The organism is Thiococcus pfennigii (genome assembly GCF_016583835.1).
GTDB lineage: Bacteria > Pseudomonadota > Gammaproteobacteria > Chromatiales > Chromatiaceae > Thiococcus > Thiococcus pfennigii.
The window spans coordinates 1-26109 of the sequence record NZ_NRRW01000015.1 but is presented as its reverse complement, the minus strand read 5'-3'; the positions used below and the strand labels follow the sequence as shown (position 1 = coordinate 26109).

The following is a 26109-nucleotide window of genomic DNA, read 5'->3' as shown; positions in this document are numbered from 1 at the left end:
TGTTGGACACGGAATCTTAGACCCGCCTGCGGCGGACTGTCGACGCGCGGCCGGGCACATCCAGCCCACCTGCCCTATCCTTCAGGCGGACCTTGAAAAGCGATCGCGGACCCCGAGTCCCGAAAGCAACGCACCCTTATTCAGCACAGGAGTCTCTCCATGAACGTGAGCGTCATCGGCGGTACCGGATTCGTCGGCAGCCACCTGGTCGAGCGCCTGGTCGCCGACGGCCACGTTCCGCACCTGCTGGTGCGGCCAGGCAGCGGATCCAAGGTCGTACAGCCGGAGCATTGCCGCGTGTTCGAGGGCGACGTCGCCGACCCGGCGGCCCTGGCGGCCTGCCTGGCCGGCTGCGAGGCCGTGATCTACCTGATCGGGATCCTGCGCGAGCGCCCCGAGCACGGCATCACGTTCGAGGAGCTCCAATTGCGCGGCGTCGAGCGGACCATCGCCGCTGCCCGGCGCGCCGGCATCGGGCGCTTCCTGCTGATGAGCGCCAACGGCGTCGAGGCCCAGGCGACCCCGTATCAGCGCACCAAGTACGAGGCCGAGGAGGCGCTGAAGGCCAGCGATCTCGCCTGGACCATCTTCCGCCCGTCGGTGATCTTCGGCGACCCGCGCGGCCGAATGGAGTTCTGCAGCCAACTCAAGCAGGACATCATCGACAGCCCGCTGCCGGTGCCGCTCTTCTTCGACGGCCTGGCGATCGGCGAGGCGGGGCGCTTCCAGCTGGCCCCGGTCAGCGTCCGCGACGTGGCCGCGGCCTTCTCCGGCGCCCTTGGCGAGCCGGCGACCATCGGCGCCACCTACCCGCTCTGCGGCCCTGCCGCCTTGACCTGGAAGGAGATCCTGACCACCATTGCCGCCGCGTCCGGAAAGACCAAGCTGATGCTGCCGGCCCCGGCGGTGGTCATCAAGGCGGTCGCCGGCCTCCTCGATCGCTGGCCCTGGTTCCCGATCACGCGCGATCAGATCCAGATGCTGCTCCAGGGCAACGTCTGCGACTCCGGCGACGCCTTCGCCCAGCTCGGCATCGTGCCGCAGCGCTTCGACGTGGCCGCGCTGGGCTACCTGAAGAGAGACTGAGCGCGACCGCGCGGAGACACTCGCGATGGATACCGATTACATCGGGACCTGTTGGCACTGCGGAAGCCGGCTCGCCGCCGTCGACTACGGCCGCGAGACCCGCTGTCTCGACTGCGACAAGGACACCCGCGTCTGCCGTAACTGCCGCCACTATGCCCCAGGTCGGGCGAACGAGTGCCTGGAACCGATGGTCGAGCGCGTCCTCGCCAAGGATCGCGCCAACTTCTGCGAGTGGTTCGAGCCCGCCGACCGCGTACCCCAAGGCGGCACCTCGTCGCCGGGAGAGGACCTGCGCGCGGCCGCCGAGGCCCTGTTCCGCAGGTAGCCCGCGCCGGTGCCCGCCGCCCCGCGTGCGGCTATTTGCGCGTCGTGGTCTTCGTCGCCTTGGCGGCGGTGTCCGCGCTGGTGGTCGCGGCGCTCGCCGCGTTGAGGAGAAACTTCTGGAACAGGTCCCAGGAGGCGAGCGAGCCGCTGATGTAGGGCTGGAAGAGCTTGACTGGGTCGTAGCCCTCGGCGCCGGAGGCGATGCGCTCGCGCAGGTCCTCCATCAACTGGCGCTGAAAGCCCTCGACGTCGGGCAACCCGAAGAGCTTGCGCAGTTCCTCGGGGGTGATATCGACATCGACCGAAACCTTCATGCGAGCCTCCGCGGACAGTGACTGCGATGCCCGCCACTCTGGCCGAAGGCCGTGACGAACGCAAGCCCGCGACCGCGCAGCGACGCGTCAAGAACAACCGGACCCGACCCCCTCATACGGCGCCGCGGCCGTAGGTCGGGTTAGCCCTTCGGGGCGTAACCCGACAGCCGGCAACGCGGCTCCCGGCAAGGCCGCTGTCGGGTTACGGCGCGCGCAATCCTTCGTTTTCCCTAGACGGCCGTGCCGGCGCGCCTAACCCGACCACGGGCTCGCGAAATACGCGAAAAGGCCCAGTAGACAGCAGATCATGTGCATTTTTTCGCGACTTTCGCGTATGTCGTCGTTTCTTGTCGTCCTCGTGTCGGTTGTTTCAGCATCGTTCCTCAGTGTCGAGTCGAGCGCGCCGGCACGGCGCTCGGCTGCGGTTCGACGACGGTCAACCCGCGACCGACCCGCCGGCCGAGCAACACGCAGGCCCGCTCGAAGGCCTGCTCGGCCTCGCGGGCGTGCCATTCCCATTCGAGCAGGGCGCCGCCGACCGGCACCTGCCAGTGGCCGGTGGTCAGGACGCGACCGATGCGAATCTCCAGCGTCCAGTCGTGCCAGGCGGTCTCCGGGTCGTTGTCATCGTCGTATTCTTGTTCGGCGAGCCGCACATAGTGCCCAGGCCCGTCGTCCATCGCGACCAGGCTCGACACCACGAGGCCCTCGTCGATGCAGGACTCCCACGCCGTGTGCACGGCGGTGGCCGTCGACATCAGGGCATGGATCATCAGCGCGGGCGTCAGCGTGACCTGGACCGGGGAGTCCCAGTCCGGTCCCACGAGCGCGTCCTCTTGGCTCATCGGTGTCCTCGGTCGGAGTTCAGGCGGCCGATGTCCGCGGACACCGGCCGAGAAAACGTGAGATCATGCGCCATCGGCGGCGCTCGCGACAACCCGGGCGTGGGTGCCCATGCCCACCGATTCGCCAACGACGCAGACGACACGATGAAGGTTGCTGTCTTTTCCGACGTTCAAGCCAATCTGCCGGCGCTCGAAGTCGCCGCGGACGACATCCTCGCCTGGCGTCCCGACCTGGTCGTGATGGCCGGCGATCTGCTCAACCGCGGCCCTTGCAGCCGCGCCTGCCTCGAGCGCTTCGAGGAACTGCGCCGCGCCCATGGCTGGCTGCCGATCAATGGCAATCACGAGGTCTGGGTCCTGCGCTGCGGACGCGAGGCCCCGCCATCGCCGGTGGCCGCCGAGATGCGCGCCTTCGCCGACTTCACCCACCGCCAAGTCGCCGACCTCCAGCACGCCTTCGATTGGTGGCCCGATCACCTCTGTTTCGACGGCGGCGACGACGCGAGTTGGGTCCACATCACCCACGGCTCGTTGCTCGGCCATCGCGACGGGATCTCCGCGAGCCTCCCGGACGAGGCGCTGGCCGAGCGGCTGCCCCGGGACACCGCCCTCTTCGTCGGCGCCCACACCCACAAGCCGCTGGTGCGCCGGTACGGCGCGATGCAGATCCTCAACGTCGGCTCGGTCGGCTCGCCGTTCGACGGCGACACGCGGGCCAGTTACGGACGTCTCGAACTGCACGGCGGGCGTTGGCGGACCGAGATCCGCCGGCTCGCCTACGATCGCGCGCGCGCCGAGCGGGACTTCCACGACTCGGGCTTCCTTGCCGAGGGCGGACCGCTGGCGCGGATCCTGTTGGTCGAGTGGCAGGAGGCACGAGTCCTGATGCCGCACTGGATCAGGCGCTATCAGGACGCGGTGTTGGCGGGGGAGATCGGGCTGGAGGCGTCGGTGACCGAGTTCCTCGACGGGATCCGCTGACACCGAGGACCGACCCTGAGGTATCCACGGATAAAAGGCCTAAACCGCAGTGGCTTAGGTCGACTTAGCGTAACTTCTCAATAACCCGTGGCGGATTTAGAATCAATGGCTTGCAAGTCAGAAATCGCGCTCCTAGTCTCACGTCGAGCGAGAGCGCAGACGAAGAATCAATGACTTGTAGTCAGGATCGACCGCGAATGAGGAGCGGCGAGGCGCACGGACGCAGTCGCCAGCACCTTCAAGTCATTGTTTTCATGGTTGCCATGACTTATTGAGAAGTTACGACTTAGCGACGGCAGCCGGCCCTCGCGATCCGAGCCATCTCGCCGTCGCGCGGCTCACTGGGAGCGCCGGCTTTCCAGCCGGCTCGTCGCCGTCGCGGCTCGATGCCGCGTCGGCGACGTCTGGGCCGGTAGAAGGGCACGTGCGCAGCGGGCATCCAGCGGCGCATAGGAACGATGCAGAAACAACCGACACAAGCACGCGGAAGACAAGAACCTACGAAATGCACGAAAGTCGCGAAACACGGCAGATGATCCCGCGTATATTCCGCCTTTTCGCGTGTTTCGCGTGTTTCGCGTGTTTCGTAGTTTGAAGAAAATGCGCCGCTTGTTTTTGAGTTGTCGCTTATGGGTGATCTCCTGGCTCCAGCGCCGAAGGTCGCGCGCCGGGGTCATCGAGCCCCCGCGCGCGAAGCCGGCTGAGAGCCGGCGCTCCCAGTGCGTACCGACTCGCCGTCGAGGCCGATTTGTGGGGATACCTCAGGGACAGACCCGCCTAGTGTCTCGCCTCAGAAATACCGAGGCCGCGCTTTCATGTCATCCTAGGAATCCGAGCACCGTAGGAGCCCGCTTGCGAGCGAGCAGCTCGCACGCGGCGGCAAAGATCGCCCGCAAGCGGGCTCCTGCCACGCGCCACGCGGGGGTTGCAGGCAGCGACGCGCAGTCTCGGGAATTCCGCCGTCTTGCACTAGGCCCTATCCTCAGCGCCAGCCGATCACGTCGTAGCCGCGCTCGCCGAGGCAGCGCTGGACGAAGTTGCGGAAGGTCGAGGAGGGCCGGCCGGCATTGAGCGCACCGCGGGTCAGGCCGCCGGCGCCGCCGGCCGCCGCGCCGGCCAGGGCGCGTTCGGCGGCATCGCCGCGTACCGCCCCCCAGGCCCCGGCCGTGGCCCCGCCGATCAGCGCCCCGGTCAGGGTGCTGCCGGCGACCGCCTGGCCGCGGCCGGCGTCGGCGCCGAAGGCCTGCGCCTGTCCCATGCAGTCGTCGATGTCCTGTTGCGCGACGCCGGCCCCGACCCTGTCGTAGTGGTCGTTCGGATACAGGACCGGACGCTGGGCGCTGCTGGCACAGCCGGCCGCGAACAGGGCGACGGCGAGGGCCGCGCCACGCAGGGGCCATGGGCGGGGTTTCGCATTCATCGGTCCTTGCCTCGGCAGACGGCGGGTCGACACCCCATCAGCCCTTCTTGCCGCCGCCCTTGTGCGGTCGGGTCTTGCCGTAGCTGCCATTGTTGATCTTGCCGCGACGGGTTCGCTTGTCACCTTTTGCCATCGAAAGACCTCCTGTTCACTCATCGCGGTCGAAATCGGGGCGCCGGGTGCGCGACGCAAGGAGCGCCGTACCCAGTGCCGGCGGTCGCGTCAGGGCTCAGGCCTCCGCCAACGCCGCGGCCAGGGCCGCGAGGAAGGCCCGGTTCTCCTCCGGGCGGCCGACCGTCACCCGCAGGCAGTCGGCGAGCTGCGGGTGGGCGCCGTCGAGATTCTTGACCAGGATGCCGCGCGCCCCGATGGCCGCGAAGACCTGGGCCGCGCGCCCCTCGGGCAGGCGGATCAGGATGAAGTTGGCCTCGCTCGCGAAGGGCTGCACGCCCTCCATGGCCGTCAACGCGGCCATCAGGCTCGCCCGTTCGGCGCGGATCGCCCGGCACTGTTCATCGAACAGGGCGCGGTGGCGCATCGCCAGCGCGGCGCTCACCTGCGTCAGGACGTTCACGTTGTAGGGCAGCCGCACCTTGTCGATCTCGGCGAGCAGGGCCGGCGGGCCGGCGAGGTAGCCAAGGCGCAGTCCAGCCAGGCCCATCTTCGAGACGGTGCGCATCACGAGCAGGTTCGGCCACTCGCCGAGACGCGGCATGAAGCTCGCGTCGGTGAAGGGGGCGTAGGCCTCGTCGACGATGACGAGCCCCGGGGCCGCGGCGATGATCCGTTCGATCGCCTCGGGCGCGAAGAGGTTGCCGGTCGGGTTGTTCGGGTAGGCGATGAAGACCAGGGCCGGGGCCGTCGCCTCGATCGCCTCGAGTACCGCCGGCAGGTCGAGCGAGAAGTCGGCGGCGCGCAGCGGCACGCCGACGTAGTCCATGCCGGCCAACCGCCCGATCATCCGGTACATGACGAAGCCCGGCTCCATGGCCAGAATCGTCCGCCCCGGGGCGGCGACCGCCAGCGCGAGCATCTGGATCAGCTCGTCGGAGCCGTTGCCGAGCAGCAGCCCCATCTCGGGCGGGATCCCCATCGCCGCGCGAAGGTCCGCCTGGAGCTCCGTGCCGCGCGGGTCGGGATAGAGATTGACCTCGGCGCGACGCAGCACCTCCAGCCATTCGGCACGCGCCGCCTCGGGCCACGGATAGGGGTTTTCCATCGCATCGAGCTTGATGAGCCCGGCGGCCTTCGGGACATGGTAGGCGGAGATCGCGCGGATCTCGGGGCGGATCCAGCGCTCGATCAGATCGGACATGATCTCCTCCTACGGCGCCGCGCCGTCGTCGCCCGCCACCCGGTATTCGGCCGAGCGGGCATGGGCCGTGAGGCCCTCGCCGCGGGCGAGCAGCGAGGCGGCACGGCCCAACGTCGCGGCGCCGCCCGGCGAGGCCATGATCAGGCTAGAGCGCTTCTGGAAGTCGTAGACCCCGAGCGGCGAGGAGAAGCGGGCCGTGCCCGAGGTCGGCAGGACGTGGTTCGGGCCGGCGCAGTAGTCGCCGATCGCCTCGGCCGTGTGGCGGCCCATGAAGATCGCCCCGGCGTGGCGGATACGCGCGGCGACCGGCTGCGGGTCGGCGAGCGAGAGCTCCAGGTGCTCCGGGGCGATGCGGTTGGCCAGGCCGACGGCCTCGTCGAGGTCGCGCGCCAGGATCAGCGCGCCGCGCTCGCGCAGCGCCGTGGCGATGACGCCCTGGCGCTCCATCGTCGGCAACAGCCGATCGATGCTGGCCGCGACGCGATCGAGGAAGGCCGGGGCCCAGGCGACGAGGATCGACTGGGCATCCTCGTCGTGCTCGGCCTGCGAGAAGAGGTCCATCGCGATCCAGTCCGGATCCGTCTCGCCGTCGCAGAGGATCAGGATCTCCGAGGGGCCGGCGATCATGTCGATGCCGACCCGGCCGAAGACGGCCCGCTTGGCCGTCGCGACGAAGATGTTGCCGGGACCGACGATCTTGTCGACGGCCGGGACCGTGGCCGTGCCGTAGGCCAGGGCCGCGACCGCCTGAGCACCGCCGACGGCGAAGGCGCGGTCGACCCCGGCGACGTGGGCCGCGGCCAGGACCAGCTCGTTGAGGTCGCCGCCGGGCGTCGGCACGACCATCACGAGTTCGGCGACGCCGGCGACCTTGGCCGGGATCGCATTCATCAGCACCGACGAGGGATAGGCGGCCTTGCCGCCGGGGACGTAGAGACCGACCCGATCGAGTGGCGTGACCTGCTGGCCGAGGAGCGTCCCGTCGGCCTCCTCGTAGTGCCAGCTCTCGAGCCTCTGGTGCTCGGCGTAGGCGCGGATGCGCTCGGCGGCTACGGCCAGGGCGTCGCGCTGCTCGGCCGGGATCCCTTGCCAGGCCTGCTCGAGGCGCGCCCGCGGGATCTCCAGGTCGCCCGGCTGCTCCGGCTCCCAGCCGTCGAAGCGGGCCGTGTAGTCGAGCAGGGCCTGATCGCCGCGCTCTTGGACCGCCGCGAGGATGGTGTTGACGGTGTCCTGGACCTGCTGATTGGAGACCGACTCCCAGGCCAGCAAGGCCTCGAGGCGCCGGTCGAAGTCCGCCTCCTCGGTGGAAAGTCGCCTGATCTCTGCCACGGTTGCTACTCCCTCGCCCCACGCCTCGCGGCACGGCGCGATCGATCTGCTGAATGGGCCAATGGTAATCGCCCGGCGCGACGGGACCAACCGGCGTCGGTGCCGAGCGCCGGGGTTCAGGCGGCGGCCACGGCCCCGCGCAGGGCCTCGAGGAGGGCCGTCACCGAGGCGTGCTTGGTCTTCCACGACGCCTTGTTGATGACCAGCCGGGCGCTGATGTCGGCGATGTGCTCGAGGGGCACCAGGCCGTTGGCCTTCAGGGTGTTGCCGCTCTCGACCAGGTCGACGATGAGGTCGGAGAGACCGACCAGCGGGGCCAACTCCATCGAGCCGTAGAGTTTGATGATCTCGACCTGCTTGCCCTGGGCGGCGAAATGGCGCTCGGCGCTGTGCACGAACTTGGTGGCGATGCGCAGACGGCCCGGGCCGAGGCCGGCCCCCGGGATCCCGGCGACCATCAGCCGGCAACGCGCGATGCCCAGATCGAGCGGTTCGTAGAGGCCCTCACCGCCGTGCTCCATCAGCACGTCCTTGCCGACCACGCCGAGGTCGGCGGCCCCGTACTGGACGTAGGTCGGCACGTCGCTCGCGCGGATCAGCACCAGCTTCACCTGCGGACGGTTGGTCTCGAGGATCAGCTTGCGGCTGGTCTGCGGGTCGTCGAGCGGCTCGATCCCGGTGCGGGCGAGCAGCGGCAGGGTGTCGTCGAAGATGCGCCCCTTGGGCAGCGCGATGGTCAGCGGCGCGTCGATGTGCACTGGCGATGGCTCCTCACGCGGAGACGCGGCGGATGCTTGCCCCCAGAACGGACAGCTTCTCTTCAATGTTGTCATAGCCGCGATCGATATGGTAGATGCGGTCGACCAGGGTCTCGCCCTCGGCGACCAGGCCGGCCAGCACCAGACCGGCCGAGGCGCGCAGGTCCGTGGCCATCACGGGGGCGCCGGTCAGGCGCTCCATGCCATGGCAGACGGCGAGATTGCCCTCGATGCGGATGTCGGCGCCGAGCCGCTGGAGCTCCGAGACGTGCATGAAGCGGTTCTCGAAGATGGTCTCGGTGACGGTGCCGACCCCCTCGGCGATGCAGTTGAGGGCGCAGAACTGGGCCTGCATGTCGGTCGGGAAGGCCGGATAGGGGGCGGTGCGCACGTCGACGGCCTGCGGTCGGCGCCCGGCCATGTCGAGGGCGATCCAGTCGGCACCGGTCTCGATCTGGGCGCCAGCCTCGCGCAGCTTGCCGAGGACCGCCTCGAGCAGGTCCGGGCGGGTGTTGCGCAGCCGCACGCGCCCGCGCGTCATCGCCGCCGCGACCAGGAAGGTGCCGGTCTCGATGCGATCGGCCATGACCCGGTAGTCGGTGCCGACCAGCCGCTCGACACCCTGGATGTAGATGGTATCGGTCCCGGCGCCCTCGATCCGCGCCCCCATCGCGTTGAGGAAGTCGGCGAGGTCGACGACCTCGGGCTCACGCGCGGCGTTCTCGATCAGGGTCTCGCCGGCGGCCAGCGTGGCGGCCATCATCAGGTTCTCGGTGCCGGTGACCGTGACCATCTCCATGACCAGGCGCGCCCCGCGCAGCCGCCCGGCGCGGGCGCGGATGTAGCCGCCCTCGACCTGGATCTCGGCCCCCATCGCGCGCAGACCGGCGATGTGCAGATTGACCGGGCGCGCGCCGATCGCGCAGCCCCCGGGCAACGAGACCTCGGCGTGGCCATGGCGCGCGAGCAGCGGCCCGAGCACCAAGATCGAGGCGCGCATCGTCTTGACGAGCTCGTAGGGCGCGGTGAAGGCATGGATCGGGGATGGATCGATCTGGATCCGCGTCCCCTCGTCGACGGTCAGGCGCACGCCCATGCGCCCGAGCAGCTCCATCGTCGTCGTGATGTCCTTCAGATGCGGGACGTTGGCGAGCGTGACCGGGCCATCGGCCAGCAGGGTCGCGGCCAGGATCGGCAGGGCGGCATTCTTGGCACCGGCGATGCGGACCTCGCCGTCGAGCGAGGCCCCACCGACAATCAGTAACTTATCCACAGCAGAGGGTAACCAACGGTAGGGGACGGGGACGCGACGGGCGCGGCGGCGCGAGGCCTCAAGCCGGCGTCGCGGTGGGCGCCCCGAGGAGGTGATCGAGATTGCTGAGCCCGGCGAGGCGCAGCAGCGAGTCGGGGGGATTGGCGAAACGCAGCGCGCGCCCGCGGGCGCGCGCCTGGCCGAGCCATTCGAGCAGCAGCGCGAGACCGGCGCTGTTGGCGCGCCCCACGCCACCGAGGTCGATGACGGGGTCGTCGGTCGCCTCGGCGAGGAGCGCCGCCGGCAACGCGATCAGCCCGACGACGCTCGCGAAGTCCAGATCGCCATCGAGCCGGAAGACCCCCGGCGCGACGCGCACCAGGTCGACATCGCTCACTGCGCCCCCGCGACATTCATCTCATCGAGCCGGGCGATGAGGCCGTCGAGGCCATCGCTGCGGATGAGGCTGCTGAAGGAGCCGCGGTAGTTGGCGACCAGGCTGACGTTGTCGACGACGACGTCGTAGACCTTCCATCGCCCGCCGGCGGAGTAGAGGCGATAGTCGATGCGGATGGTCGTGCCGCCCGGATTGCGCACCTCGGTCGCGACGGTCACCCGGTCGGCGGCCAGGGCCTTCTCGGGCAGATAGTGGATCGTCTGCCCCGAGTAGCCGAGCAGGGCGCGGGCGTAGGTGCGCACCAGGACCTGGCGGAACCCTTCGGTCAGCGCCTGGCGCTGGCCAGCGCTCGCCTGCTGCCAGTGGCGCCCGACGGCGCTGCGGGTGATCCGCTCGAAGTCGAAGTGCGGCAGGACGATGGTCTCGACGTACCGATAGATGCGCTGCGGGCTCTCCTCGATCTCGCCGCGACGCGCCTCCAGGACCTCCAGCATCCGTTCGCTGGTATCCTTCACCAGCGCGGTGGCCGAACCGGGCGACGCCGCGTGGGCGACACCCGAGGCCAGAAACAGCGTGGCCAGTAACAGTATGACCCTCTTCATTGCGGTTGCGCGCCCTCCTGGGCCTTGCTGAACAGAAACTGACCGATCATCTGCTCCAACACCAGGGCCGATTGGGTGTGGATCAGCTGATCCCCGTCGCCCAGATAGTCCGGGCTGCCACCGGCATCGAGGCCGATGTACTGCTCGCCGAGCAGCCCGGAGGTATAGATGTTCGCGAACGTGTCATCGGGGATGGTGTCGTATTGCGGATCGATGACCATGGTCACGACCGCCTCGTAGGTCGACCCGTCGAAGGCGATGCCCTCGACGCGCCCGACGCGCACGCCGGCCATGCTGACCGGGGCACGGACCTTGAGGCTACCGACATTGTCGAACCGCGCCGTCAGACGATAGCCGTCGCCGGCCGGGGCGGAGCTCAGGTTGCTCGCCTGCATCGCGAGGAAGAACAGGGCGACGAAGCCGGCCGCCATGAAGGCACCGACCAGGATCTCGATCGTGCGCGTGCGCGCCATGAATCACTCCCCAAACATCAGTGCGGTCAAGACGAAGTCGAGCCCCAGGACCGCCAGCGCCGAGTGGACGACGGTCCGCGTCGTGGCGCGGCTCACGCCCTCGGCCGTCGGGGTCGCGGCATAGCCCTGGAAGAGCGCGATCCAGGTCACGACCAGGCCGAAGACGACGCTCTTGATGACACCGTTGACGATGTCGTCGCTGAAGTCGATCTTCGCCTGCATCTGGCTCCAGTAGGCCCCGCCATCGAGGCCGAGCAGGCCGACGCCGATGAAGTAGCCGCCGAGCACCCCGACCGCGCTGAACATGGCCGCGAGCAGCGGCATCGCCAGCAGCCCGCCGTAGAAGCGCGGCGTCAGGATGCGCTTGATCGGATCCACCGCCATCATCTCCAGGGCCGAGAGCTGCTCGGTCGCCTTCATCAGGCCGATCTCGGCGGCGAGCGCCGAGCCGGCCCGCCCGGCGACGAGCAGCGCCGTGACCACGGGGCCGAGCTCGCGTACCAGCGACGCGGCGACCATGATGCCGAGGCTCTCCGCGGCGCCGAACTGCGACAGGACATAGTAGCCTTGGAGGCCGAGCACCATGCCGACGAAGAGGCCCGAGACGACGACGATCAGCGTCGACAGGACCCCGATGCCGTAGACCTGGGCGATCAGCAACCGCGGACGCACCAAGGTATCCCAGGTCCCGCCGAGCAGCCCGACCAGCAGCAGATGGGCCTCGCCGAGCCGGGCCAGCGCGGCGATGCCGGAACGCCCCAAGCGCGCCAGTGGATCCAGCATCGTCAGGCCTCGCCCAGCAGGTCGCGCATCAGGTCGGGGGCCGGCGCGTGAAAATGGGCCGGCCCGTCGGGCAGGCCGTCGAGGAACTGGCGGACCCACTCCGAGCGGCTCGCGCGGACCTCGGCCGCCGTCCCGGCCTCCATGACCCGCCCGTCGGCGATGATGTAGGCGTAATCGGCGATGCTCAGGGTCTCCGACACGTCATGGGAGACGACGATACTGGTCAGCCCGCTCGCGTCGTTGAGGTGCCGGATGAGCGAGACCAGCACGCCCATCGAGATCGGATCCTGCCCGGTGAAGGGCTCGTCGTAGAGGATCATGTCCGGATCCAGCGCCACGGCCCGGGCCAGCGCGACCCGCCGCGCCATGCCGCCGGAGAGGGTCGCCGGCAGCTGGGCCTGGACGCCGCGCAGCCCGACCGCCTCGAGCTTCATCAGCACGAGCTTGCGGATCATCGCCTCGGGCAGCCGGGTGTGCTCGCGCAGCGGATAGGCGACATTGTCGAAGACGCTCAGATCGGTCAGCAATGCCCCGCTCTGAAACAGCATGCCCATGCGCATGCGCAGGCGATAGAGGGCAGCGCGGCCGAGCCGATGGACATCCTGCCCGTCCACCTCGATGGTACCGGAGGCAGGTCGCAGCTGACCGCTGATCAGCTTGAGGAGCGTCGTCTTGCCGGTGCCGCTCGGTCCCATCACGGCGGTGACGCCACCGCGCGGGATATCGAGATCGACCCCATCGAAGAGGAGGCGCTCGCCGTGGGCGAAACGCAACCCGCGAATGCGCACCAGCGGCTCGCCTGGGGGGACGCTCGCGCCGACCGGGGACGCGCCCCGCCCCGTCAGACCCTCGGCCATCGCCGACCTCCGACGCGACGCAAGCGGACGCAGCGCGACTCGCATGTCACTGGGCACATCAAGACAAGACCGGGTAAAAGACCGTGGAGTCTGGCAGGGCAGGCAACCGCGGTCAAGCGGTGCGACCGAGCCGGCACGGCAGGTCCTTTGCAGCCGCCAGCCGTCAGCCGTCAGCCCGTAGGTCGGGTTAGGCGCGCTGGCACGGCGGTGCGGGTAAAACAAAGGATTGCGCGCGCCGTAACCCGACAGGGGCCTCGGAAGGCGCCACGGTGTCGGCCGTCGGGTTAGGCGCGCTGGCACGGCGGCCCGAGTAAAATAAAGGATTGCGCGCGCCGTAACCCGACAGGGGCCTCGGAGGGCGCCACGGTGTCGGCCGTCGGGTTACGCCCCCGCGGGGGGCTAACCCGACCTACGGACTCCAGGCTCCAGCTTGTAGCGTCATCGGTCACCTCTTACCCTTCAGCGACGGGTGAACGCCCCAGCGGGGGGCCGAATGTCGTCCGGGCGCGGCTCGGTCCGGGGGCAGGCGACTGGCGACCCATTGCGCGACCTGGGCTCGGGCGGCCCAGGCACATGACGCGGCACGGATCTGCCGCGACCCGGGCGAACCCCGGCTTGGCCGCCTCTGTTGCTCGCTCAACGGACCTCTGAAACAATGCCGCCAGGCCGGCGGGCGCCGCGACCGGCGGGCGGCTCGCCACCCTGCCGCGGATGTCGGGCCGCCTGTCCGGCGCACGGACGCGCGCGACCTTCGCCGTGGAGACACCCTTGGAGCCATGAGACCGACCCAGCACGAGAACCCCGGCCGCCGCGGGGCCAGCCGATGAGCGCCGCGCCGTCGCCGGCGGGTCCGGCGCGCTCGGCCGGGGCGGCCGCGCGCCTCGACGCGACACGCCTACGCCGCCTCGGCGAGGCGGTCCTGCGCACCGAGGCCGACGCCGTGCGCGCACTCATCGCCCGCATCGATGAAGGCTTCGTGCGCGCCTGCGACCACATGCTCGCCTGCGAGGGGCGGATCGTCGTGCTCGGGATGGGCAAATCCGGTCACATCGGCGGTAAGATCGCCGCGACGCTGGCGAGCACGGGCACGCCGGCCTTCTTCGTCCACCCCGGCGAGGCGAGCCACGGCGACCTCGGCATGATCACGGCGAAGGATGTCGCGCTGATCCTGTCGAACTCGGGCGAGACGCCCGAGATGCTGACCATTCTGCCGATCATCAAGCGACTCGGCGCGCCACTGATCTGCCTGGGCGGCAACCCGCGTTCGACGCTGGCGCGGGCCGCCGACGTCTTCATCGATGTCGGCGTCGCCAAGGAGGCCTGCCCGCTCGGCCTCGCGCCGACGGCCAGTACCACCTGCGCCCTGGCGATGGGCGACGCGCTGGCGGTCGCCCTGCTCGAGAGCCGCGGCTTCACCGCCGAGGATTTCGCCCGCTCGCACCCGGCCGGAAGCCTGGGTCGGCGGCTGTTGCTGCACGTGGCCGACATCATGCACCAGGGCGACGAGATCCCGATGGTCCGTCACGGCACCCTGCTCAAGGACACGCTGGTCGAGATGAGCCGCAAGGGCCTGGGCATGAGCGCCGTCGTCGACGAGATGGGCCGCGTCCTCGGCGTCTACACCGACGGGGACCTGCGCCGCACGCTCGATCGGGCCATCGACATCCACACGACGCCGATCGACGCGGTCATGACCGCCGGCTGCGTAACCGTGCGCAGCGACACGCTCGCGGCCGCCGCCCTGCACCTGATGGAGGAGCGCAAGATCAACGGCCTTCTGGTCGTCGACGAGGGGCGCCGCCTGGTCGGCGCGCTCAACATGCACGACATGCTGCGGGCCGGCGTCGTCTGAGGCGAGACGCACGGGAGTGCCGCGGGGACAACATGGACACCATTGCGACAGACACCCTGACACGCGCCCGGGCGATTCGCCTCGTCGTCTTCGACGTCGACGGCGTACTGACCGACGGGCGCCTGTATTTCGACGCCGACGGCCGAGAGTACAAGGCCTTCCACTCCCGCGACGGCCACGGCCTCGTCATGCTGCAACGCACCGGCGTGCAGGTGGCCATCGTCACCGGGCGACATTGCGAGGCGGTACGCGCGCGCATGGCCGGGCTCGGCATCGCCCACGTCCACCAGGGCTGTCAGGCCAAGGCACCGGTCTACGCGCAACTCAAGCGCCAACTGGACCTCCCGGACCAGGCGATCGCCTGCGTCGGCGATGATGTCGTCGACCTGCCGATCCTGCGCCAGGTCGGCTTCGCGATCGCCCCGGCCGACGCCCATCCACTGGTCGCCCGCGAGGCCCATTGGCAGACCCCCTCCCCCGGCGGCCGCGGCGCCGCGCGGGAGGTCTGCGACCTCATCATGGAGGCCCAGGGCACCCTCGCGGCGGCCTGTGGCTGAGCGCCACCGCGCCGCCGGCGCACGCCCTGGACGCGGCCGATGATCACCCCCCGACAGGCCCTGCTGGCCCTCGTCCTCGCGACCCTCGGCGGCGCCGCTTGGTGGTGGCACGACCTGCTGCCGCCCGAGGAATCGCCGCCGATCGCCCGCGAGCGGCGTCCCGACTATGTCGCCGAGGGGATCGCGGCCACCGAGATGGGCGTCGACGGCCAGGTGCGCCGCCGCCTCGAGGCCGAGACCCTGCGCCACTACGCCGACGACGGCAGCAGCGAACTCGACAGGCCGAGCCTGACCCTCTACACGGAAGGGGGACCGCCATGGCAGGCGACGGCGGATACGGGCTGGGTCTCGCAGGACGGCCGGGAGCTGCGCCTGCGCGGCAACGTCGTCATCGACCGCCGGGCGGACGCCGACCAGCACGCGGTGCGGATCGAGACCGAGGCCTTGCAGTTGCGCCCGCGCGAGGAATATGCCGAGACCGACCTGCCGGTGCGCCTGACCAGTGGCGCCGACTGGGTCCGCTCGGTGGGGCTGCGCGCCTGGCTCGGCGAGCCGCTGCGGATCGAGCTCCAAGGACGCACGCGCGCCCAATTCAACATCGTCGACGACCCACCGGAGTGATCATGGCTCGCTTGCCCACCCCGCACCCGCACCGCACGCCTCGGCTCATCGCCGCGCTGCTGCTGGCGCTCGCCGCCGCCGCGCCCGCCGCCGAGCCGCCGGCCGACCAGGACCAACCGATCCAGATCGAGGCGGACAGCGTCGAGCTCGACGAGCAGCAATCGACGAGCCTCTATCTGGGCAACGTCATCGTCGTCCAGGGCGGGATGCGCATCGAGGCCGACCGGGTCCTCGTCGCGCACGACGCGACCCGGCGCCCGGAGCACGTCACGGCCTGGGGCGAGCCGGTCAGGTACCGCCAACGGCCTACCGGCGACGCGCAAGAGCACCGCGCGAACGCGCTGCGCATGGAATACGACGTGGCCAAGGACGAGATCACGCTGATCGGGCGGGCCGAGCTGATCCAGGGCGACGACCGCTTCAGCAGCGACCGCATCGTCTACGACCGGAGCCAGGCCCAGGTCAAGGCGGGGGCCAGTGCGGCCGGCTCGGGGCGGGTCAGGATCACGATCATCCCGGACGCGAAATGACCATCCTCCAAGCGCGAGAACTGACCAAACAGTATCGTCAGCGCCAGGTCCTCAAGGGCGTGAGCATCGAAGTCGCAACCGGCGAGGTCGTCGGCCTGCTCGGCCCGAACGGGGCGGGCAAAACGACCTGCTTCTATCTGATCGTCGGGCTGATCGCGGCGAACGCCGGGCGCATCACCCTCGACGGCCAGGACATCACGTTGCTGCCGATGCACGCCCGTGCCCGGCGCGGGCTGAGCTACCTGGCCCAGGAACCATCGATCTTCCGCAAGCTCAGCGCAAAAGAGAACATCCTCGCGATCCTCGAGACGCGCGCCGACCTGGACCGCGATGCACGCAACGGCCGCAGCCAGGAACTCCTCGAGGAACTGGGCATCGCCCACATCGCCGACTCCCTGGCGATGAGCCTCTCGGGGGGCGAGCGGCGCCGCCTGGAGATCGCCCGAGCGCTGGCCGTGGACCCGCGCGTGATGCTGCTCGACGAGCCGTTCGCCGGCGTCGACCCGATCGCCGTCGGCGACATCAAACAGATCGTCTCGCACCTGCGCGAGCGCGGCATCGGGGTCTTGATCACCGATCACAACGTGCGCGAGACCCTCGATATCTGCGACCGCGCCTACATCATCAGCGACGGCCTGGTCATCGCCGAAGGCACGCCCCAGGCCCTGCTTCAGAATGCCGAGGTGCGGGCCGTCTATCTCGGCGAACACTTCTCGATGTGACCGGCCGATGACGAGCGACGCGGCACGCGGGCATGACATGGTCCGCCCCCGTTTGGGCTAGAATGGAACCGCGCTTCAAATTGCATACCAGATTCGGGCAACGGGAGACATGAAGCAGTCCATCCAACTGCGACTCGGCCAGCACCTCACGATCACGCCGCAGCTGCAGCACGCCATCAAGCTGCTCCAGCTCTCGACGCTGGAACTGCAGCGCGAGATCCAGGAGGTCCTGGATTCGAACTTCATGCTCGAGGAGGCCGAAGAGACCGAGCGCGCGGACGGCCGCGAAGAGCTAGCCGGGGAGTTGGGCAGAACGGAGCCGGAGGCTCCGGCGACGACGACCGCCGAGAGCGATCGGGAGATCAACGCCGAACGCGTCGAGATGCCCGAGGAGTTGCCCGTCGATACCGATTGGGGCGACGTCTACGACGGCTACCTCCCGAGCGCTGGCCACAGCGGTGACGACGAACTCGACCTCTTCACCCAGCGCAGCCGCCCGCAGAGCCTCCACGACCATCTCGATTGGCAGCTCAATCTGGCCCGCTTCAACGAGCGCGAGCAGATCATCGCGACGGCCATCATCGACGCGATCAACCCGGACGGGTATCTGACGGCCGATATCGCGGAGCTGCTCGACGCCCTCGACGACCCGGAGCTCGAGCCGAGCGAGGTCGAGGCGGTCATCCACCGCATTCAATCCTTCGACCCGCCCGGTATCGCGGCACGCGACCTTCAAGAATGCCTGCTGCTGCAATTGCGCCAACTGCCGCAGGAGGTCGCGTTCCGCGATGCAGCGATCGCCACCTGTCGCGATCACTTTCGCGCCCTCTCGCGCCACGATCTGGGCGGTATCGCCAACGCCGTCGGCCTCGACGCCGCCGGGATGGCCCAGGTCGTCGCCCTCATCCGTACCCTACAACCGCGCCCCGGGGCCTTGATCGCAGAAATCCAACCGGAGTACGTTATCCCCGACGTCATCGTGCGCAAGCGCGATGGCGCCTGGCTCGTCGAGCTGAACCCGGATCTCACACCCAAGTTGAGGGTCAATGCCGATTACGCGAAGCTCATCCGCCGCGCCGACCAGAGCGCCGACAACACGCGCCTCAAGAGCCACCTCCAAGAGGCACGCTGGTTCATCAAGAGTCTGGCCAGCCGCAACGAGACTGTGCTGCGGGTCGCCACCAAGATCGTCGAGTTGCAACGGGATTTCCTGGAACACGGGGAGGTGGCGATGAAGCCGATGGTCCTGCGCGACGTAGCCGAGGCGCTCGAGCTACACGAGTCGACGATCTCGCGCGTGACCACGCAGAAATACATGCACACGCCGCGCGGCACATTCGAGCTCAAATTCTTCTTTTCCAGCCATGTCAGCACGGCCTCCGGCGGCGAGTGCTCCTCGACCGCCATCCGTGCCCTCATCCGCAAGCTGGTCGCCACCGAGGCGGCCAACAAGCCGCTCAGCGACAACAAGATCGCCAAGCTGCTGTCGGAACAGGGGATCAATGTCGCCAGACGGACCGTCGCCAAGTATCGCGAGGCCCTGAGCATCCCCCCCTCGAACGAACGAAAGCGCCTGGCCTGACAGGCGCCGTGAAAACCAGGAGCAATCTTATGCAGATCAATCTGACGGGCCATCATGTCGACGTCACCGACGCGCTGAAGGCCTATGTCGACAGCAAGTTCGAGCGCCTCGAGCGGCACTTCGACCACGTCACAAACGCGCACGTCGTGTTGAGCGTGGAGAAGCTGCGCCAGCGCGCCGAGGCGACCCTCTACGTCAATGGCGGGAACCTCTTCGCCGAGTCCGTTCACGAGGACATGTATGCCGCCATCGATGGCCTGATCGACAAGCTGGATCGGCAAATGATCAAGCACAAGGAGAAGAAGACGAACCACCGCGGCAACGGGCACAAGGGGCTCGAAGAGGTCGCCCCGACCGAGGAGTAGCGCCCGGCGCGCGCCCCCGGCACGGGGCCGGGCGCGCGCTGGCCGACCGAGGCGCCCGCCCCCGATCGCGGTCCCGAACAGACGTCGTCCAGCCACGCCTCTCGGTCTCGCGTGCCCCAGAGGCCTCGGTGTGCGCGATCGCCGCGCATCACGGTGCCCGAATGTGCGAAAATCCTCGCCCACCGTTTTTCTCGTGTCCGAGGATTCCACGATATCGATGCTCCCTCCTGAACTCATCGTCGGTCGTCGCATCGCCTGCCGTGTCGAGGTGACAAGCAAGAAGCGGCTCCTCGAGACCCTCGGCGAGTTATTGGCGAGCGCCAGCTCGATCCTATCGCCCGAGACCGTCTTCGAGCGCCTGGTCGAACGCGAGCGACTCGGCAGCACCGGACTGGGCCACGGCATCGCGCTGCCGCACGCGCGGATGCCGGAGATCAAGGAGCCGATCGGGGCCTTCGCGCAGTTGACGAGCGGGATCGACTACGACGCCATCGACGGCGCCCGCGTCGACCTCGCCTTCGCGCTGCTGGTGCCCGAGGCGGCCAACGAGATGCACCTCAAGCTCCTGTCGTACCTGGCCGGCAAGTTCAGCGACCCGGTCCTGCGCGCCCAATTGCGTGGCGCCACCTCGCCCGATGAGATCCTGGCGCTGCTCGACGACCCAGTGCCGCCGGGCGACGCCTAACGCCGGCCTGCGGCTACCGAACACGGAGCCACGCGCGCCGCCCCTGCGGCTCGCCACCGATGGCCACGCTATGACCTTGGCACGACGGCATCCCCGAACCGATCGGCGCAGCCGGATCGCCGCGCACAGCCCCCGCGGGCCGTGGCACGTCGCCTCCCAGTGTACCCACGCGCAGCGTGGCAGGTGAATCGCGATGCAATTGATCATCATCAGCGGCCTTTCCGGGTCCGGCAAGAGCGTCGCCCTCCATACGCTGGAGGATGTCGGCTACTACTGCATCGACAATCTGCCCCTGTTCCTGCTCGCCGAACTCGCCGTCACGATCGGCCGCTCACGCGAACCGATCTACGCCCGCACGGCCGTCGGCATCGATGCACGGAACAAGCCCGAGGACCTGCACAGACTCGCCGACATCATCGCCCGAGCCCGGGCCCTCGGGGTCGAGTGCCGCGTCGCCTTCCTCGACGCCCAAACCGACACCCTGATCAAGCGCTTCAGCGAGACACGCCGCAAGCACCCGCTGACCAGCGCCAGCCTACCGCTCAGCGAGGCGATCGATCTGGAACGCCGGTTCCTCGAGCCGATCCTGAAGGTCGCCACCCTCCAGATCGACACGACACACACGAACGTGCACGAACTGCGCGACCTGGTCCGGGAGCAGGTCGGCGGCGAATCCTCGCCGCGCGCCTCGATCCTGTTGCAATCCTTCGGCTTCAAGAATGGCGTGCCGCATGATGTCGACTTCGTCTTCGACGTCCGCTGCCTACCCAACCCCCATTGGGAGCCGACGCTGCGGGAACTGACCGGCCTCGATCCGGCCGTCGCCGGCTTCCTCGAAGGGCGCCAGGAGGCGATCCGGATGCGTGATGACATCGTCTCGTTCCTCGACCGCTGGGTGCCGCAATTCGAGACCGACGGGCGCAGCTACCTCACCATCGCGGTCGGTTGCACGGGTGGACAGCACCGTTCCGTCTACGTCGTCGACTGGCTGCGCCGCCACTTCGAACACAGGGGACACAAGGTCATGGTTCGCCACCGGGAACTCCCATGAGCGCGGGGATATTGCTGGTCACGCCCTACGGGATCGGCGCTGAGTTGCTGCGCGCCGCGACGACGATGCTCGGTGGCTGCCCGCTGCGCGCCCGGGCGCTGGCCATCGGCCCGCTCGACGATCGCGACCGGATGATCGCCGCCGCCGAGTCGCTCGCGGCCGACCTCGATGACGGCGAGGGCTTGCTGGTCCTGACCGACCTGTTCGGCTCGACCCCATGCAACATCGCCAACGCGTTGGGGGCCAAGCACCGCGTTCGCGTGCTGAGCGGGGTGAACCTGCCGATGCTGGTACGGGTCTTCAACTACGCCTCGCTGCCGCTCGACGAACTGGCCGCCAAGGCGCTGAGCGGCGCGCAGGACGGCGTGGTCCTCTGCCCGCGAATCAACCCCGAAGAGGGCACCGCGCCATGATCGCCAAGGAGGTCGAGATCATCAACAAGCTCGGGCTGCACGCCCGCGCTGCCGCCAAGCTGGTCACCTGCACCAGCCGCTTCGCGAGCCAAGTCCAGATCGGCAAGGACGGGCGCAAGGTCAACGGCAAGAGCATCATGGGGGTCATGATGCTGGCGGCCAGTCAGGGCAGCCGCATCCACGTAGAGGTCAGCGGCGACGACGAGGCTGCCGCAATGGCCGCGATCGAGGTCCTGATCGGCGAGCGCTTCGGAGAGACCGAATGACGCTGGCGCTCGTGGGCCAAGGCGTCGCCACGTCGCTCGCAATCGCGATCGGCAAGGCCCTGGTCATCGAGCGCGGCCAAGCCTCGATCGTCTGCCGCAGCATCGCGCCCGAGGCGATCGACGCCGAGCTCGAGCGGCTCGCGGCGGCCGTCGATGCGGCCAGCGACTCGCTGCGCGAGATCCGCCGGCAGATCCCCGGCGCGGTCGCCAACGAGATCGAGGAACTCATCGACGCGCATCTGCTGATGCTCGAGGACGTCACCCTCGTCGAGACCAGCCGGCAACTGATCCGCGAGCGGCTCTATAGCGCCGAGTGGGCCTTGCAGGTCCAGCGCGACCGGCTCATCGAGACCTTCGAACGCATGGACGACCCCTACCTGCGCGCCCGCGGCGAGGACGTGGATCAGGTCGTGCTGCGCATCCAGGGCTTCCTCTGCGGACGCCCGAACAGGCTGCCCCAGGCCTTGGCTACCGACATGCAGGGACGCATCGTCGTGGCCCGCGACTTCACGCCCGCCGACGTCATCGCCCTGCACTACCGCGGCGCGGCCGCCTATGTCAGCGAGTATGGCGGTCCGATGTCGCACATGGCCATCCTCGCGCGGAGCTTGAACATACCGGCCGTCATGGGCGTGCACCGGGCGACCGCGCACCTGCTTACCGACGAGATCCTCGTCGTCGACGGCGAGACCGGGACCGTGATCGCCGAGGCCGACGCAGCGACCATCGCTCACTATCGCAGACGCTTGCGGGCGCTCGGGCGACGCCGTAATCGTCTGCGGCAACTCATCGACAAGCCGGCTGTCACCGCCGACGGTACCGAGATCGAGTTGCTCGCCAACCTCGAGCTACCCGAGGACGTCGTCGCTGCACGCACCTACGGGGCACGGGGCATCGGGCTCTACCGCACCGAATTCCTGTACATGAATCGGGCGGACCTGCCCGACGAGGACGAACACTTCGCCACCTACAGCGAGATCGTCCGCGGGCTCGACGGCATCCCGATCACGATCCGCACCATCGATCTCGGCACCGACAAGCACGTGAGCGCGGCCAGCGCCCTAGAACCCGGCTGCAACCCGGCCCTTGGCCTGCGCGCCATTCGTCTCTGCCTCAAGGAGCCGAGCCTCTTCCGCCCCCAGCTGCGCGCGATCCTGCGCACCGCGGCCCTCGGTCCGGTGCGCCTGATGCTCCCGATGATCACCTCGCTGAACGAGGTGGAGACCATCTGCGAGCTCATCGCCGACATCAAGGAGGAGCTGAGGGCCGAAGGGCTGGCGTTCGACGCGGCGATGCCGGTGGGCGGGATGATCGAGGTGCCGGCGGCCGCGTTGACCGCCTCGCGGTTGGCGCAGCGACTCGACTTCCTATCGATCGGCACGAACGACCTGATCCAATACACGCTCGCGATCGATCGGGTCGACGACGCCGTCGGTTACCTCTACGACCCGGCCCACCCGGCGGTCCTGCGCCTGATCCGCGAGACGATCGAGGCCGGCCGCCGTCAGCGGCGGCCAGTGAGCATGTGCGGGGAGATGGCAGGCGATCCGCGCTTCACGCGCCTGCTGCTGGGGATGGGGCTGCGCGCCCTGAGCATGCAACCGGGCTCTCTGCTGGAGATCAAGGAGATCGTGCGCGGCAGCGACCTCGCCTCACTGGCGAGGCAGGTCGAGGACCTCTTCGCCCACCTCGACGACGTGGACCCGAACCGGTTCATCGACGCGCTGAACGCCTGACCGCCGCGACATCCCGCCGCCGAGCGCCGGCTTCCCGATCCGCCGCCTGCGCCCTGCCCCACGGACCACCTACCCGACCTTGGGCATCGCCGTGGGCACCGACGTCAAAAACATGGATGACCCCCTTCCAGTCAGGATCGCTGGAAGGAGGTCATCTGCACATAACCCGTCAGCCCGCCGCTACGGTGGACAGCTTTGTGCCCACAACCGGAGACGGCGGCGTAACCCGTAAGGGCTACAGACAGTTTAGGCGGGGATAACGCCAGGGCTGACGAAATAAACGAAGGCGAGAGCCGCCCAGGAAGCCATCATCACGATCAAGCCGGTAGTTTCATTCATCTCTTCTGCTCCACCAAATAAAGTTTACTCTCGAATTCTCTGGCCCCGGCCCGCCACGGAAGACGGCATCCGCGGCGCCCGGACGCTAAGCTACCTTAGATGTAGCTCGGGGAACCCGGGACGATGAAGAACACCAAGAACAGCAGGCCCCATGCACCCAGCATTGCCTTCAGCATCAGGTCTTCAGTGAGAGGCGGTAGATTCATGTTCTACTCCATATCATAGCGAAAGTTGACACACAGCGATTGCTACACCAAGCCCCCGTTCAACGGAAGCCCTGTAGCCCCCCAAACCCGCGCCGCTACGCGGGCATCTCGCGACACGCTGCCCGACGGGGAGTTGCCCCTTCATCGGATCAGCGGATCGACAATTCTTCAGGTGGCCTATCCAAGCGCAACACTCTGCAACCTTATACTCGTAATCTTACTCGGATAGGTTACCACCAAATCAATGGTGATGGTAGCCGAATTATGGCATTTACATCCGCAGTCATAACGACTTACATCACCAATTGCAAAAACGGAACCGAGCTGCCCCTCGGCAATGACAGAGCCAAGAGGAGTGTGAAACGGACCGACTCTCCAACCTTGCCCCATCAATTCGCAATAGCGCTAACCTTCCTCCTCGGCGGTCAAGTCGCTGATGCCATAGCGGCGCAGCTTGACATAGAGACTCTGGCGGCTAAGCCCCAGCAGTTCGGCCGCCGAGGCCCGATTGTCGCCGGTCAGGTCGAGGGCCGCCTCGATGCACAACCGCTCGATCAGATCGGTCGACTCGCGCACGAGCTCCTTCAGCGGCACCCGCCCCACCAACTCGGTAAGCTGCTCGACCGAACGCGGTAGCTCCCGCCCCCCGGCCGGCGTCTCCGCCACGATGCGGCGCCGCACATTGCGGATCACGAACCCGAACCCCGGCCGTTCGCCGTTACGCACCGCGACCGCCGATACCTCGACGTCCGTGCCCGAACCATATTCCCCCCGCAAGACCGTTGCAAACAACCGCACGGTGCCATGCTGACGGAGATTCGCAAGCAACACGTTCATGTCGACGCCAGGCCGCCCGAGCCATCGGTCCAGCGATTCACCCCGCACCTGCTCCTCGCTCGCCAATTGCACGAGATCGAGGAACGCGGCATTGGCGCTGACGATCCGCCCGTCGGTGCCGGTCACCACCACGCCGTCCGGCGCCAGCTCCATCACCTTGAGCAGCTTCAGCGTCGCCTCGGGCAGGGGCGCCACCGCGCTCGCACCGACCGAGACCAGACGCACCAGATAGAGCGTCACGTTCTCCTGGCGCAACAGCGCCGCGGAGACCAGGTATTCGCGCTCCCCACCATCGAGACGCGCTCGGATCTCCTCGGCCCGCCCGGCCGAACGCACCGCGGCGAGGAGCCCCTGCACCGCCTGGGTGCCCGGCTCATCGAAGCCGAACGGGAAGATCTGCCCCAACACGACCCGCCCGCGATCGCCGAGCAGCTGCACCGCTGCCGGATTGGCCTCGACCACCTTTTGCGTACCGGCCTCGACGATCAACACCGCCTCGCTGGCCGTCTGAAACAGCAGCCGATAGCGGGTCTCCATCTGGCGCAGCCGCCAATAATCCCGCTCGAGCGCCTGCTGCGCCTCGGCCAGCTGTTCCTGCAGCACGGCCACGGCCTGTTGGTCGCGGCCCACCGCCAACACCCGATCGGACCCGGCAAGCGGCACGACCGCATAGCGCACCGGGATCGCCTCGCCCTGGCGAGTCGGATGCAGGACCTGGCGCCACTTCACGTTGCCACGCCGCGCCCCGACGTCGCGCAACAGCTCACCGACCGCCGCCCGACTGCCCGCCATCACCGTCTCCGACCACTTCAGGCCGCGCCAGTCGCCTTCGAGCTCCCGCGCCAGCTCCTCGCTGCCGAAGGCCTGATCGACGATCACGCCGCGCGGGTCGATCACCAACGCCACGTCCGAGAAGGTCCCGATCACGCAGTCTGCCACCCCGGCATCGATCTGGCCAAGCGTATCCTCCGGCGCGTTAAAGTGGCTCACGGAACCGCCACCCCGTCACTCGAGGCGACCATCCTGCCGATGTGCGCTGGGGCTCACCCAACAACCCTCCCGATCAGCTTCAGCTTCAGCTCCGGCCCGCGCCGAAGCCGGCCATGGCCCGCCGGACCGAGGACCAACTCCCGCCATCGCGCCCATCCGATCCGCTTCCGGCCCCCCGGGCCGATACAGCCTCGGCGCTCGAAATTGACGTTAAGTTTAGATACCCTGCCCGCAGGGTTGTCAAGTACCATTTACGTTAAGCGTGGTTGACAGATCTGGACCACGGGTCTAGATTCCCTAACTAACAAGCCGTTCGGGCCCGGGCGGATTGTGCGCCGGCGCCTCGCCCGGACAACCATATCGGATCGGCGGGGCGGGCACGAAGGCAGGTCGCGCCGGCGGAGGGAGCCCTGGTCGAACCACCCGGTGCCGCGTCGCCGAGCACAATGCGTACGAGCCGACAAGATCCTGCCGCCTCACGCCTCCCCGGAGGGGCTCGGCAAGATCCCGTTCTTCGTCCGGGGCAAGGCGCGGCGCAACACGCAGCGCTATGCACGCGAGCGGGGGTTGGAGACGATCACAGTCGAGACGCTCTATGAAGCCAAGGCCCATTTCGGACGC

The 26109-nt window shown here is 68.5% G+C and carries 29 protein-coding genes and 1 pseudogene; 16 read left to right on the top strand and 14 right to left on the bottom strand.

Annotated features, from left to right (window positions below; all coding sequences use genetic code 11):
• Positions 1-159 precede the first annotated feature (159 nt).
• Both CKO41_RS07235 and CKO41_RS07230 read left to right on the top strand, forming a co-directional pair.
• Complete coding sequence (locus CKO41_RS07235; protein WP_200381676.1) at positions 160-1086, top strand: NAD(P)H-binding protein; 927 nt, start codon at positions 160-162, stop codon at positions 1084-1086.
• Positions 1087-1111: 25 nt separating this feature from the next.
• Complete coding sequence (locus tag CKO41_RS07230) at positions 1112-1411, top strand: hypothetical protein (protein ID WP_200381675.1); 300 nt, start codon at positions 1112-1114, stop codon at positions 1409-1411.
• 31 nt (positions 1412-1442) lie between these two features.
• On the opposite strand, the gene CKO41_RS07225 is transcribed toward CKO41_RS07230, so the two are convergent.
• Both CKO41_RS07225 and CKO41_RS07220 read right to left on the bottom strand, forming a co-directional pair.
• Positions 1443-1724 (bottom strand): DUF6489 family protein, encoded by a 282-nt coding sequence (locus tag CKO41_RS07225; protein WP_200252176.1) that lies wholly within the window; start codon positions 1722-1724, stop codon positions 1443-1445.
• A gap of 383 nt (positions 1725-2107) precedes the next feature.
• The gene (locus CKO41_RS07220; protein WP_200252173.1) at positions 2108-2569 is read right to left on the bottom strand and encodes a hypothetical protein; all 462 of its coding nucleotides are present in this window, start codon (positions 2567-2569) and stop codon (positions 2108-2110) included.
• A 144-nt stretch (positions 2570-2713) separates the two neighbouring features.
• Here CKO41_RS07220 and CKO41_RS07215 point away from each other — a divergent pair, with 144 nt between their 5' ends.
• Positions 2714-3550, top strand: coding sequence for a metallophosphoesterase family protein (locus tag CKO41_RS07215; RefSeq protein WP_200381674.1), 837 nt, complete (start codon positions 2714-2716; stop codon positions 3548-3550).
• A gap of 982 nt (positions 3551-4532) precedes the next feature.
• Here CKO41_RS07215 and CKO41_RS07210 read toward each other — a convergent pair.
• From CKO41_RS07210 to CKO41_RS07160, 11 genes are all read right to left on the bottom strand, one after another.
• Entirely contained in the window at positions 4533-4970 is a 438-nt protein-coding gene (locus CKO41_RS07210; protein ID WP_200381673.1) for a hypothetical protein, read from the bottom strand.
• Positions 4971-5007: 37 nt separating this feature from the next.
• Positions 5008-5103 (bottom strand): 30S ribosomal protein THX, encoded by a 96-nt coding sequence (locus tag CKO41_RS07205; protein WP_200252167.1) that lies wholly within the window; start codon positions 5101-5103, stop codon positions 5008-5010.
• 96 nt (positions 5104-5199) lie between these two features.
• Entirely contained in the window at positions 5200-6285 is a 1086-nt protein-coding gene (hisC, locus tag CKO41_RS07200) for a histidinol-phosphate transaminase (RefSeq protein ID WP_200381672.1), read from the bottom strand.
• A gap of 9 nt (positions 6286-6294) precedes the next feature.
• Positions 6295-7614 (bottom strand): histidinol dehydrogenase, encoded by a 1320-nt coding sequence (gene hisD / locus CKO41_RS07195; RefSeq protein ID WP_200381671.1) that lies wholly within the window; start codon positions 7612-7614, stop codon positions 6295-6297.
• A 116-nt stretch (positions 7615-7730) separates the two neighbouring features.
• Positions 7731-8372 carry an ATP phosphoribosyltransferase gene (hisG, locus tag CKO41_RS07190; RefSeq protein ID WP_200252161.1) on the bottom strand — a complete coding sequence of 214 codons (642 nt, stop codon included), beginning with the start codon at positions 8370-8372 and terminating at the stop codon, positions 7731-7733.
• A 13-nt stretch (positions 8373-8385) separates the two neighbouring features.
• Positions 8386-9645, bottom strand: a complete 1260-nt coding sequence (gene murA / locus CKO41_RS07185; RefSeq protein WP_200381670.1) for a UDP-N-acetylglucosamine 1-carboxyvinyltransferase — start codon at positions 9643-9645, stop codon at positions 8386-8388.
• A gap of 58 nt (positions 9646-9703) precedes the next feature.
• Entirely contained in the window at positions 9704-10021 is a 318-nt protein-coding gene (locus tag CKO41_RS07180; RefSeq protein WP_200252156.1) for an STAS domain-containing protein, read from the bottom strand.
• Positions 10018-10623 carry an MlaC/ttg2D family ABC transporter substrate-binding protein gene (locus tag CKO41_RS07175; protein WP_200252154.1) on the bottom strand — a complete coding sequence of 202 codons (606 nt, stop codon included), beginning with the start codon at positions 10621-10623 and terminating at the stop codon, positions 10018-10020. Before CKO41_RS07175 ends, CKO41_RS07180 begins: the two co-directional genes overlap by 4 nt.
• Entirely contained in the window at positions 10620-11096 is a 477-nt protein-coding gene (mlaD, locus tag CKO41_RS07170) for an outer membrane lipid asymmetry maintenance protein MlaD (RefSeq protein WP_200252152.1), read from the bottom strand. The genes CKO41_RS07175 and mlaD overlap by 4 nt, the downstream gene beginning before the upstream one ends.
• Positions 11097-11099: 3 nt before the next feature.
• Positions 11100-11879, bottom strand: coding sequence for a lipid asymmetry maintenance ABC transporter permease subunit MlaE (gene mlaE / locus CKO41_RS07165; RefSeq protein WP_200381669.1), 780 nt, complete (start codon positions 11877-11879; stop codon positions 11100-11102).
• Positions 11880-11881: 2 nt separating this feature from the next.
• Complete coding sequence (locus CKO41_RS07160) at positions 11882-12736, bottom strand: ABC transporter ATP-binding protein (RefSeq protein WP_200252146.1); 855 nt, start codon at positions 12734-12736, stop codon at positions 11882-11884.
• Between the two features lie 823 nt (positions 12737-13559).
• On the opposite strand from CKO41_RS07160, the gene CKO41_RS07155 reads away from it, so the two are divergent.
• From CKO41_RS07155 to ptsP, 12 genes are all read left to right on the top strand, one after another.
• Positions 13560-14588 carry a KpsF/GutQ family sugar-phosphate isomerase gene (locus CKO41_RS07155; RefSeq protein ID WP_200253062.1) on the top strand — a complete coding sequence of 343 codons (1029 nt, stop codon included), beginning with the start codon at positions 13560-13562 and terminating at the stop codon, positions 14586-14588.
• 32 nt (positions 14589-14620) lie between these two features.
• Entirely contained in the window at positions 14621-15145 is a 525-nt protein-coding gene (locus tag CKO41_RS07150) for a KdsC family phosphatase (RefSeq protein WP_200253060.1), read from the top strand.
• Between the two features lie 39 nt (positions 15146-15184).
• Positions 15185-15766: an LPS export ABC transporter periplasmic protein LptC gene (gene lptC, locus CKO41_RS07145; protein ID WP_200381668.1), complete on the top strand. Its 582-nt coding sequence runs from the start codon at positions 15185-15187 to the stop codon at positions 15764-15766.
• A 2-nt stretch (positions 15767-15768) separates the two neighbouring features.
• Positions 15769-16296 (top strand): lipopolysaccharide transport periplasmic protein LptA, encoded by a 528-nt coding sequence (lptA, locus tag CKO41_RS07140; RefSeq protein ID WP_200253056.1) that lies wholly within the window; start codon positions 15769-15771, stop codon positions 16294-16296.
• Positions 16293-17018 (top strand): LPS export ABC transporter ATP-binding protein, encoded by a 726-nt coding sequence (gene lptB / locus CKO41_RS07135; RefSeq protein WP_200253054.1) that lies wholly within the window; start codon positions 16293-16295, stop codon positions 17016-17018. Before lptA ends, lptB begins: the two co-directional genes overlap by 4 nt.
• Positions 17019-17127: 109 nt before the next feature.
• Complete coding sequence (locus tag CKO41_RS07130) at positions 17128-18600, top strand: RNA polymerase factor sigma-54 (protein WP_200381667.1); 1473 nt, start codon at positions 17128-17130, stop codon at positions 18598-18600.
• Positions 18601-18629: 29 nt separating this feature from the next.
• On the top strand, positions 18630-18965 hold the full coding sequence (hpf, locus tag CKO41_RS07125; protein ID WP_200253050.1) for a ribosome hibernation-promoting factor, HPF/YfiA family: 336 nt from the start codon (positions 18630-18632) through the stop codon (positions 18963-18965).
• Between the two features lie 217 nt (positions 18966-19182).
• Entirely contained in the window at positions 19183-19650 is a 468-nt protein-coding gene (locus CKO41_RS07120) for a PTS sugar transporter subunit IIA (RefSeq protein WP_200381666.1), read from the top strand.
• 193 nt (positions 19651-19843) lie between these two features.
• On the top strand, positions 19844-20701 hold the full coding sequence (rapZ, locus tag CKO41_RS07115) for an RNase adapter RapZ (protein WP_200253046.1): 858 nt from the start codon (positions 19844-19846) through the stop codon (positions 20699-20701).
• Positions 20698-21114 carry a PTS sugar transporter subunit IIA gene (locus CKO41_RS07110; protein WP_200381665.1) on the top strand — a complete coding sequence of 139 codons (417 nt, stop codon included), beginning with the start codon at positions 20698-20700 and terminating at the stop codon, positions 21112-21114. The genes rapZ and CKO41_RS07110 overlap by 4 nt, the downstream gene beginning before the upstream one ends.
• Complete coding sequence (locus tag CKO41_RS07105) at positions 21111-21380, top strand: HPr family phosphocarrier protein (protein WP_200253042.1); 270 nt, start codon at positions 21111-21113, stop codon at positions 21378-21380. Before CKO41_RS07110 ends, CKO41_RS07105 begins: the two co-directional genes overlap by 4 nt.
• Positions 21377-23116, top strand: a complete 1740-nt coding sequence (ptsP, locus tag CKO41_RS07100; RefSeq protein ID WP_200253040.1) for a phosphoenolpyruvate--protein phosphotransferase — start codon at positions 21377-21379, stop codon at positions 23114-23116. The genes CKO41_RS07105 and ptsP overlap by 4 nt, the downstream gene beginning before the upstream one ends.
• A gap of 950 nt (positions 23117-24066) precedes the next feature.
• On the opposite strand, the gene ppsR is transcribed toward ptsP, so the two are convergent.
• Positions 24067-25488: a transcriptional regulator PpsR gene (gene ppsR / locus CKO41_RS07095; RefSeq protein WP_200253038.1), complete on the bottom strand. Its 1422-nt coding sequence runs from the start codon at positions 25486-25488 to the stop codon at positions 24067-24069.
• Positions 25489-25983: 495 nt separating this feature from the next.
• On the opposite strand from ppsR, the pseudogene CKO41_RS07090 reads away from it, so the two are divergent.
• Positions 25984-26109: pseudogene (locus CKO41_RS07090) on the top strand (hypothetical protein); the annotation flags it as partial.

What these genes read in the sequence shown, in the direction of transcription:
- CKO41_RS07235 (WP_200381676.1), top strand. Translation starts at nt 160, where the DNA reads ATGAACGTGAGCGTCATCGGCGGTACCGGATTCGTCGGCAGCCACCTG.
- CKO41_RS07230 (WP_200381675.1), top strand. Translation starts at nt 1,112, where the DNA reads ATGGATACCGATTACATCGGGACCTGTTGGCACTGCGGAAGCCGGCTC.
- CKO41_RS07225 (WP_200252176.1), bottom strand. Translation starts at nt 1,724, where the DNA reads ATGAAGGTTTCGGTCGATGTCGATATCACCCCCGAGGAACTGCGCAAG.
- CKO41_RS07220 (WP_200252173.1), bottom strand. Translation starts at nt 2,569, where the DNA reads ATGAGCCAAGAGGACGCGCTCGTGGGACCGGACTGGGACTCCCCGGTC.
- CKO41_RS07215 (WP_200381674.1), top strand. Translation starts at nt 2,714, where the DNA reads ATGAAGGTTGCTGTCTTTTCCGACGTTCAAGCCAATCTGCCGGCGCTC.
- CKO41_RS07210 (WP_200381673.1), bottom strand. Translation starts at nt 4,970, where the DNA reads ATGAATGCGAAACCCCGCCCATGGCCCCTGCGTGGCGCGGCCCTCGCC.
- CKO41_RS07205 (WP_200252167.1), bottom strand. Translation starts at nt 5,103, where the DNA reads ATGGCAAAAGGTGACAAGCGAACCCGTCGCGGCAAGATCAACAATGGC.
- hisC (WP_200381672.1), bottom strand. Translation starts at nt 6,285, where the DNA reads ATGTCCGATCTGATCGAGCGCTGGATCCGCCCCGAGATCCGCGCGATC.
- CKO41_RS07175 (WP_200252154.1), bottom strand. Translation starts at nt 10,623, where the DNA reads ATGAAGAGGGTCATACTGTTACTGGCCACGCTGTTTCTGGCCTCGGGT.
- mlaD (WP_200252152.1), bottom strand. Translation starts at nt 11,096, where the DNA reads ATGGCGCGCACGCGCACGATCGAGATCCTGGTCGGTGCCTTCATGGCG.
- mlaE (WP_200381669.1), bottom strand. Translation starts at nt 11,879, where the DNA reads ATGCTGGATCCACTGGCGCGCTTGGGGCGTTCCGGCATCGCCGCGCTG.
- CKO41_RS07160 (WP_200252146.1), bottom strand. Translation starts at nt 12,736, where the DNA reads ATGGCCGAGGGTCTGACGGGGCGGGGCGCGTCCCCGGTCGGCGCGAGC.
- CKO41_RS07155 (WP_200253062.1), top strand. Translation starts at nt 13,560, where the DNA reads ATGAGCGCCGCGCCGTCGCCGGCGGGTCCGGCGCGCTCGGCCGGGGCG.
- CKO41_RS07150 (WP_200253060.1), top strand. Translation starts at nt 14,621, where the DNA reads ATGGACACCATTGCGACAGACACCCTGACACGCGCCCGGGCGATTCGC.
- lptC (WP_200381668.1), top strand. Translation starts at nt 15,185, where the DNA reads ATGATCACCCCCCGACAGGCCCTGCTGGCCCTCGTCCTCGCGACCCTC.
- lptA (WP_200253056.1), top strand. Translation starts at nt 15,769, where the DNA reads ATGGCTCGCTTGCCCACCCCGCACCCGCACCGCACGCCTCGGCTCATC.
- lptB (WP_200253054.1), top strand. Translation starts at nt 16,293, where the DNA reads ATGACCATCCTCCAAGCGCGAGAACTGACCAAACAGTATCGTCAGCGC.
- CKO41_RS07130 (WP_200381667.1), top strand. Translation starts at nt 17,128, where the DNA reads ATGAAGCAGTCCATCCAACTGCGACTCGGCCAGCACCTCACGATCACG.
- hpf (WP_200253050.1), top strand. Translation starts at nt 18,630, where the DNA reads ATGCAGATCAATCTGACGGGCCATCATGTCGACGTCACCGACGCGCTG.
- CKO41_RS07120 (WP_200381666.1), top strand. Translation starts at nt 19,183, where the DNA reads ATGCTCCCTCCTGAACTCATCGTCGGTCGTCGCATCGCCTGCCGTGTC.
- rapZ (WP_200253046.1), top strand. Translation starts at nt 19,844, where the DNA reads ATGCAATTGATCATCATCAGCGGCCTTTCCGGGTCCGGCAAGAGCGTC.
- CKO41_RS07110 (WP_200381665.1), top strand. Translation starts at nt 20,698, where the DNA reads ATGAGCGCGGGGATATTGCTGGTCACGCCCTACGGGATCGGCGCTGAG.
- CKO41_RS07105 (WP_200253042.1), top strand. Translation starts at nt 21,111, where the DNA reads ATGATCGCCAAGGAGGTCGAGATCATCAACAAGCTCGGGCTGCACGCC.
- ptsP (WP_200253040.1), top strand. Translation starts at nt 21,377, where the DNA reads ATGACGCTGGCGCTCGTGGGCCAAGGCGTCGCCACGTCGCTCGCAATC.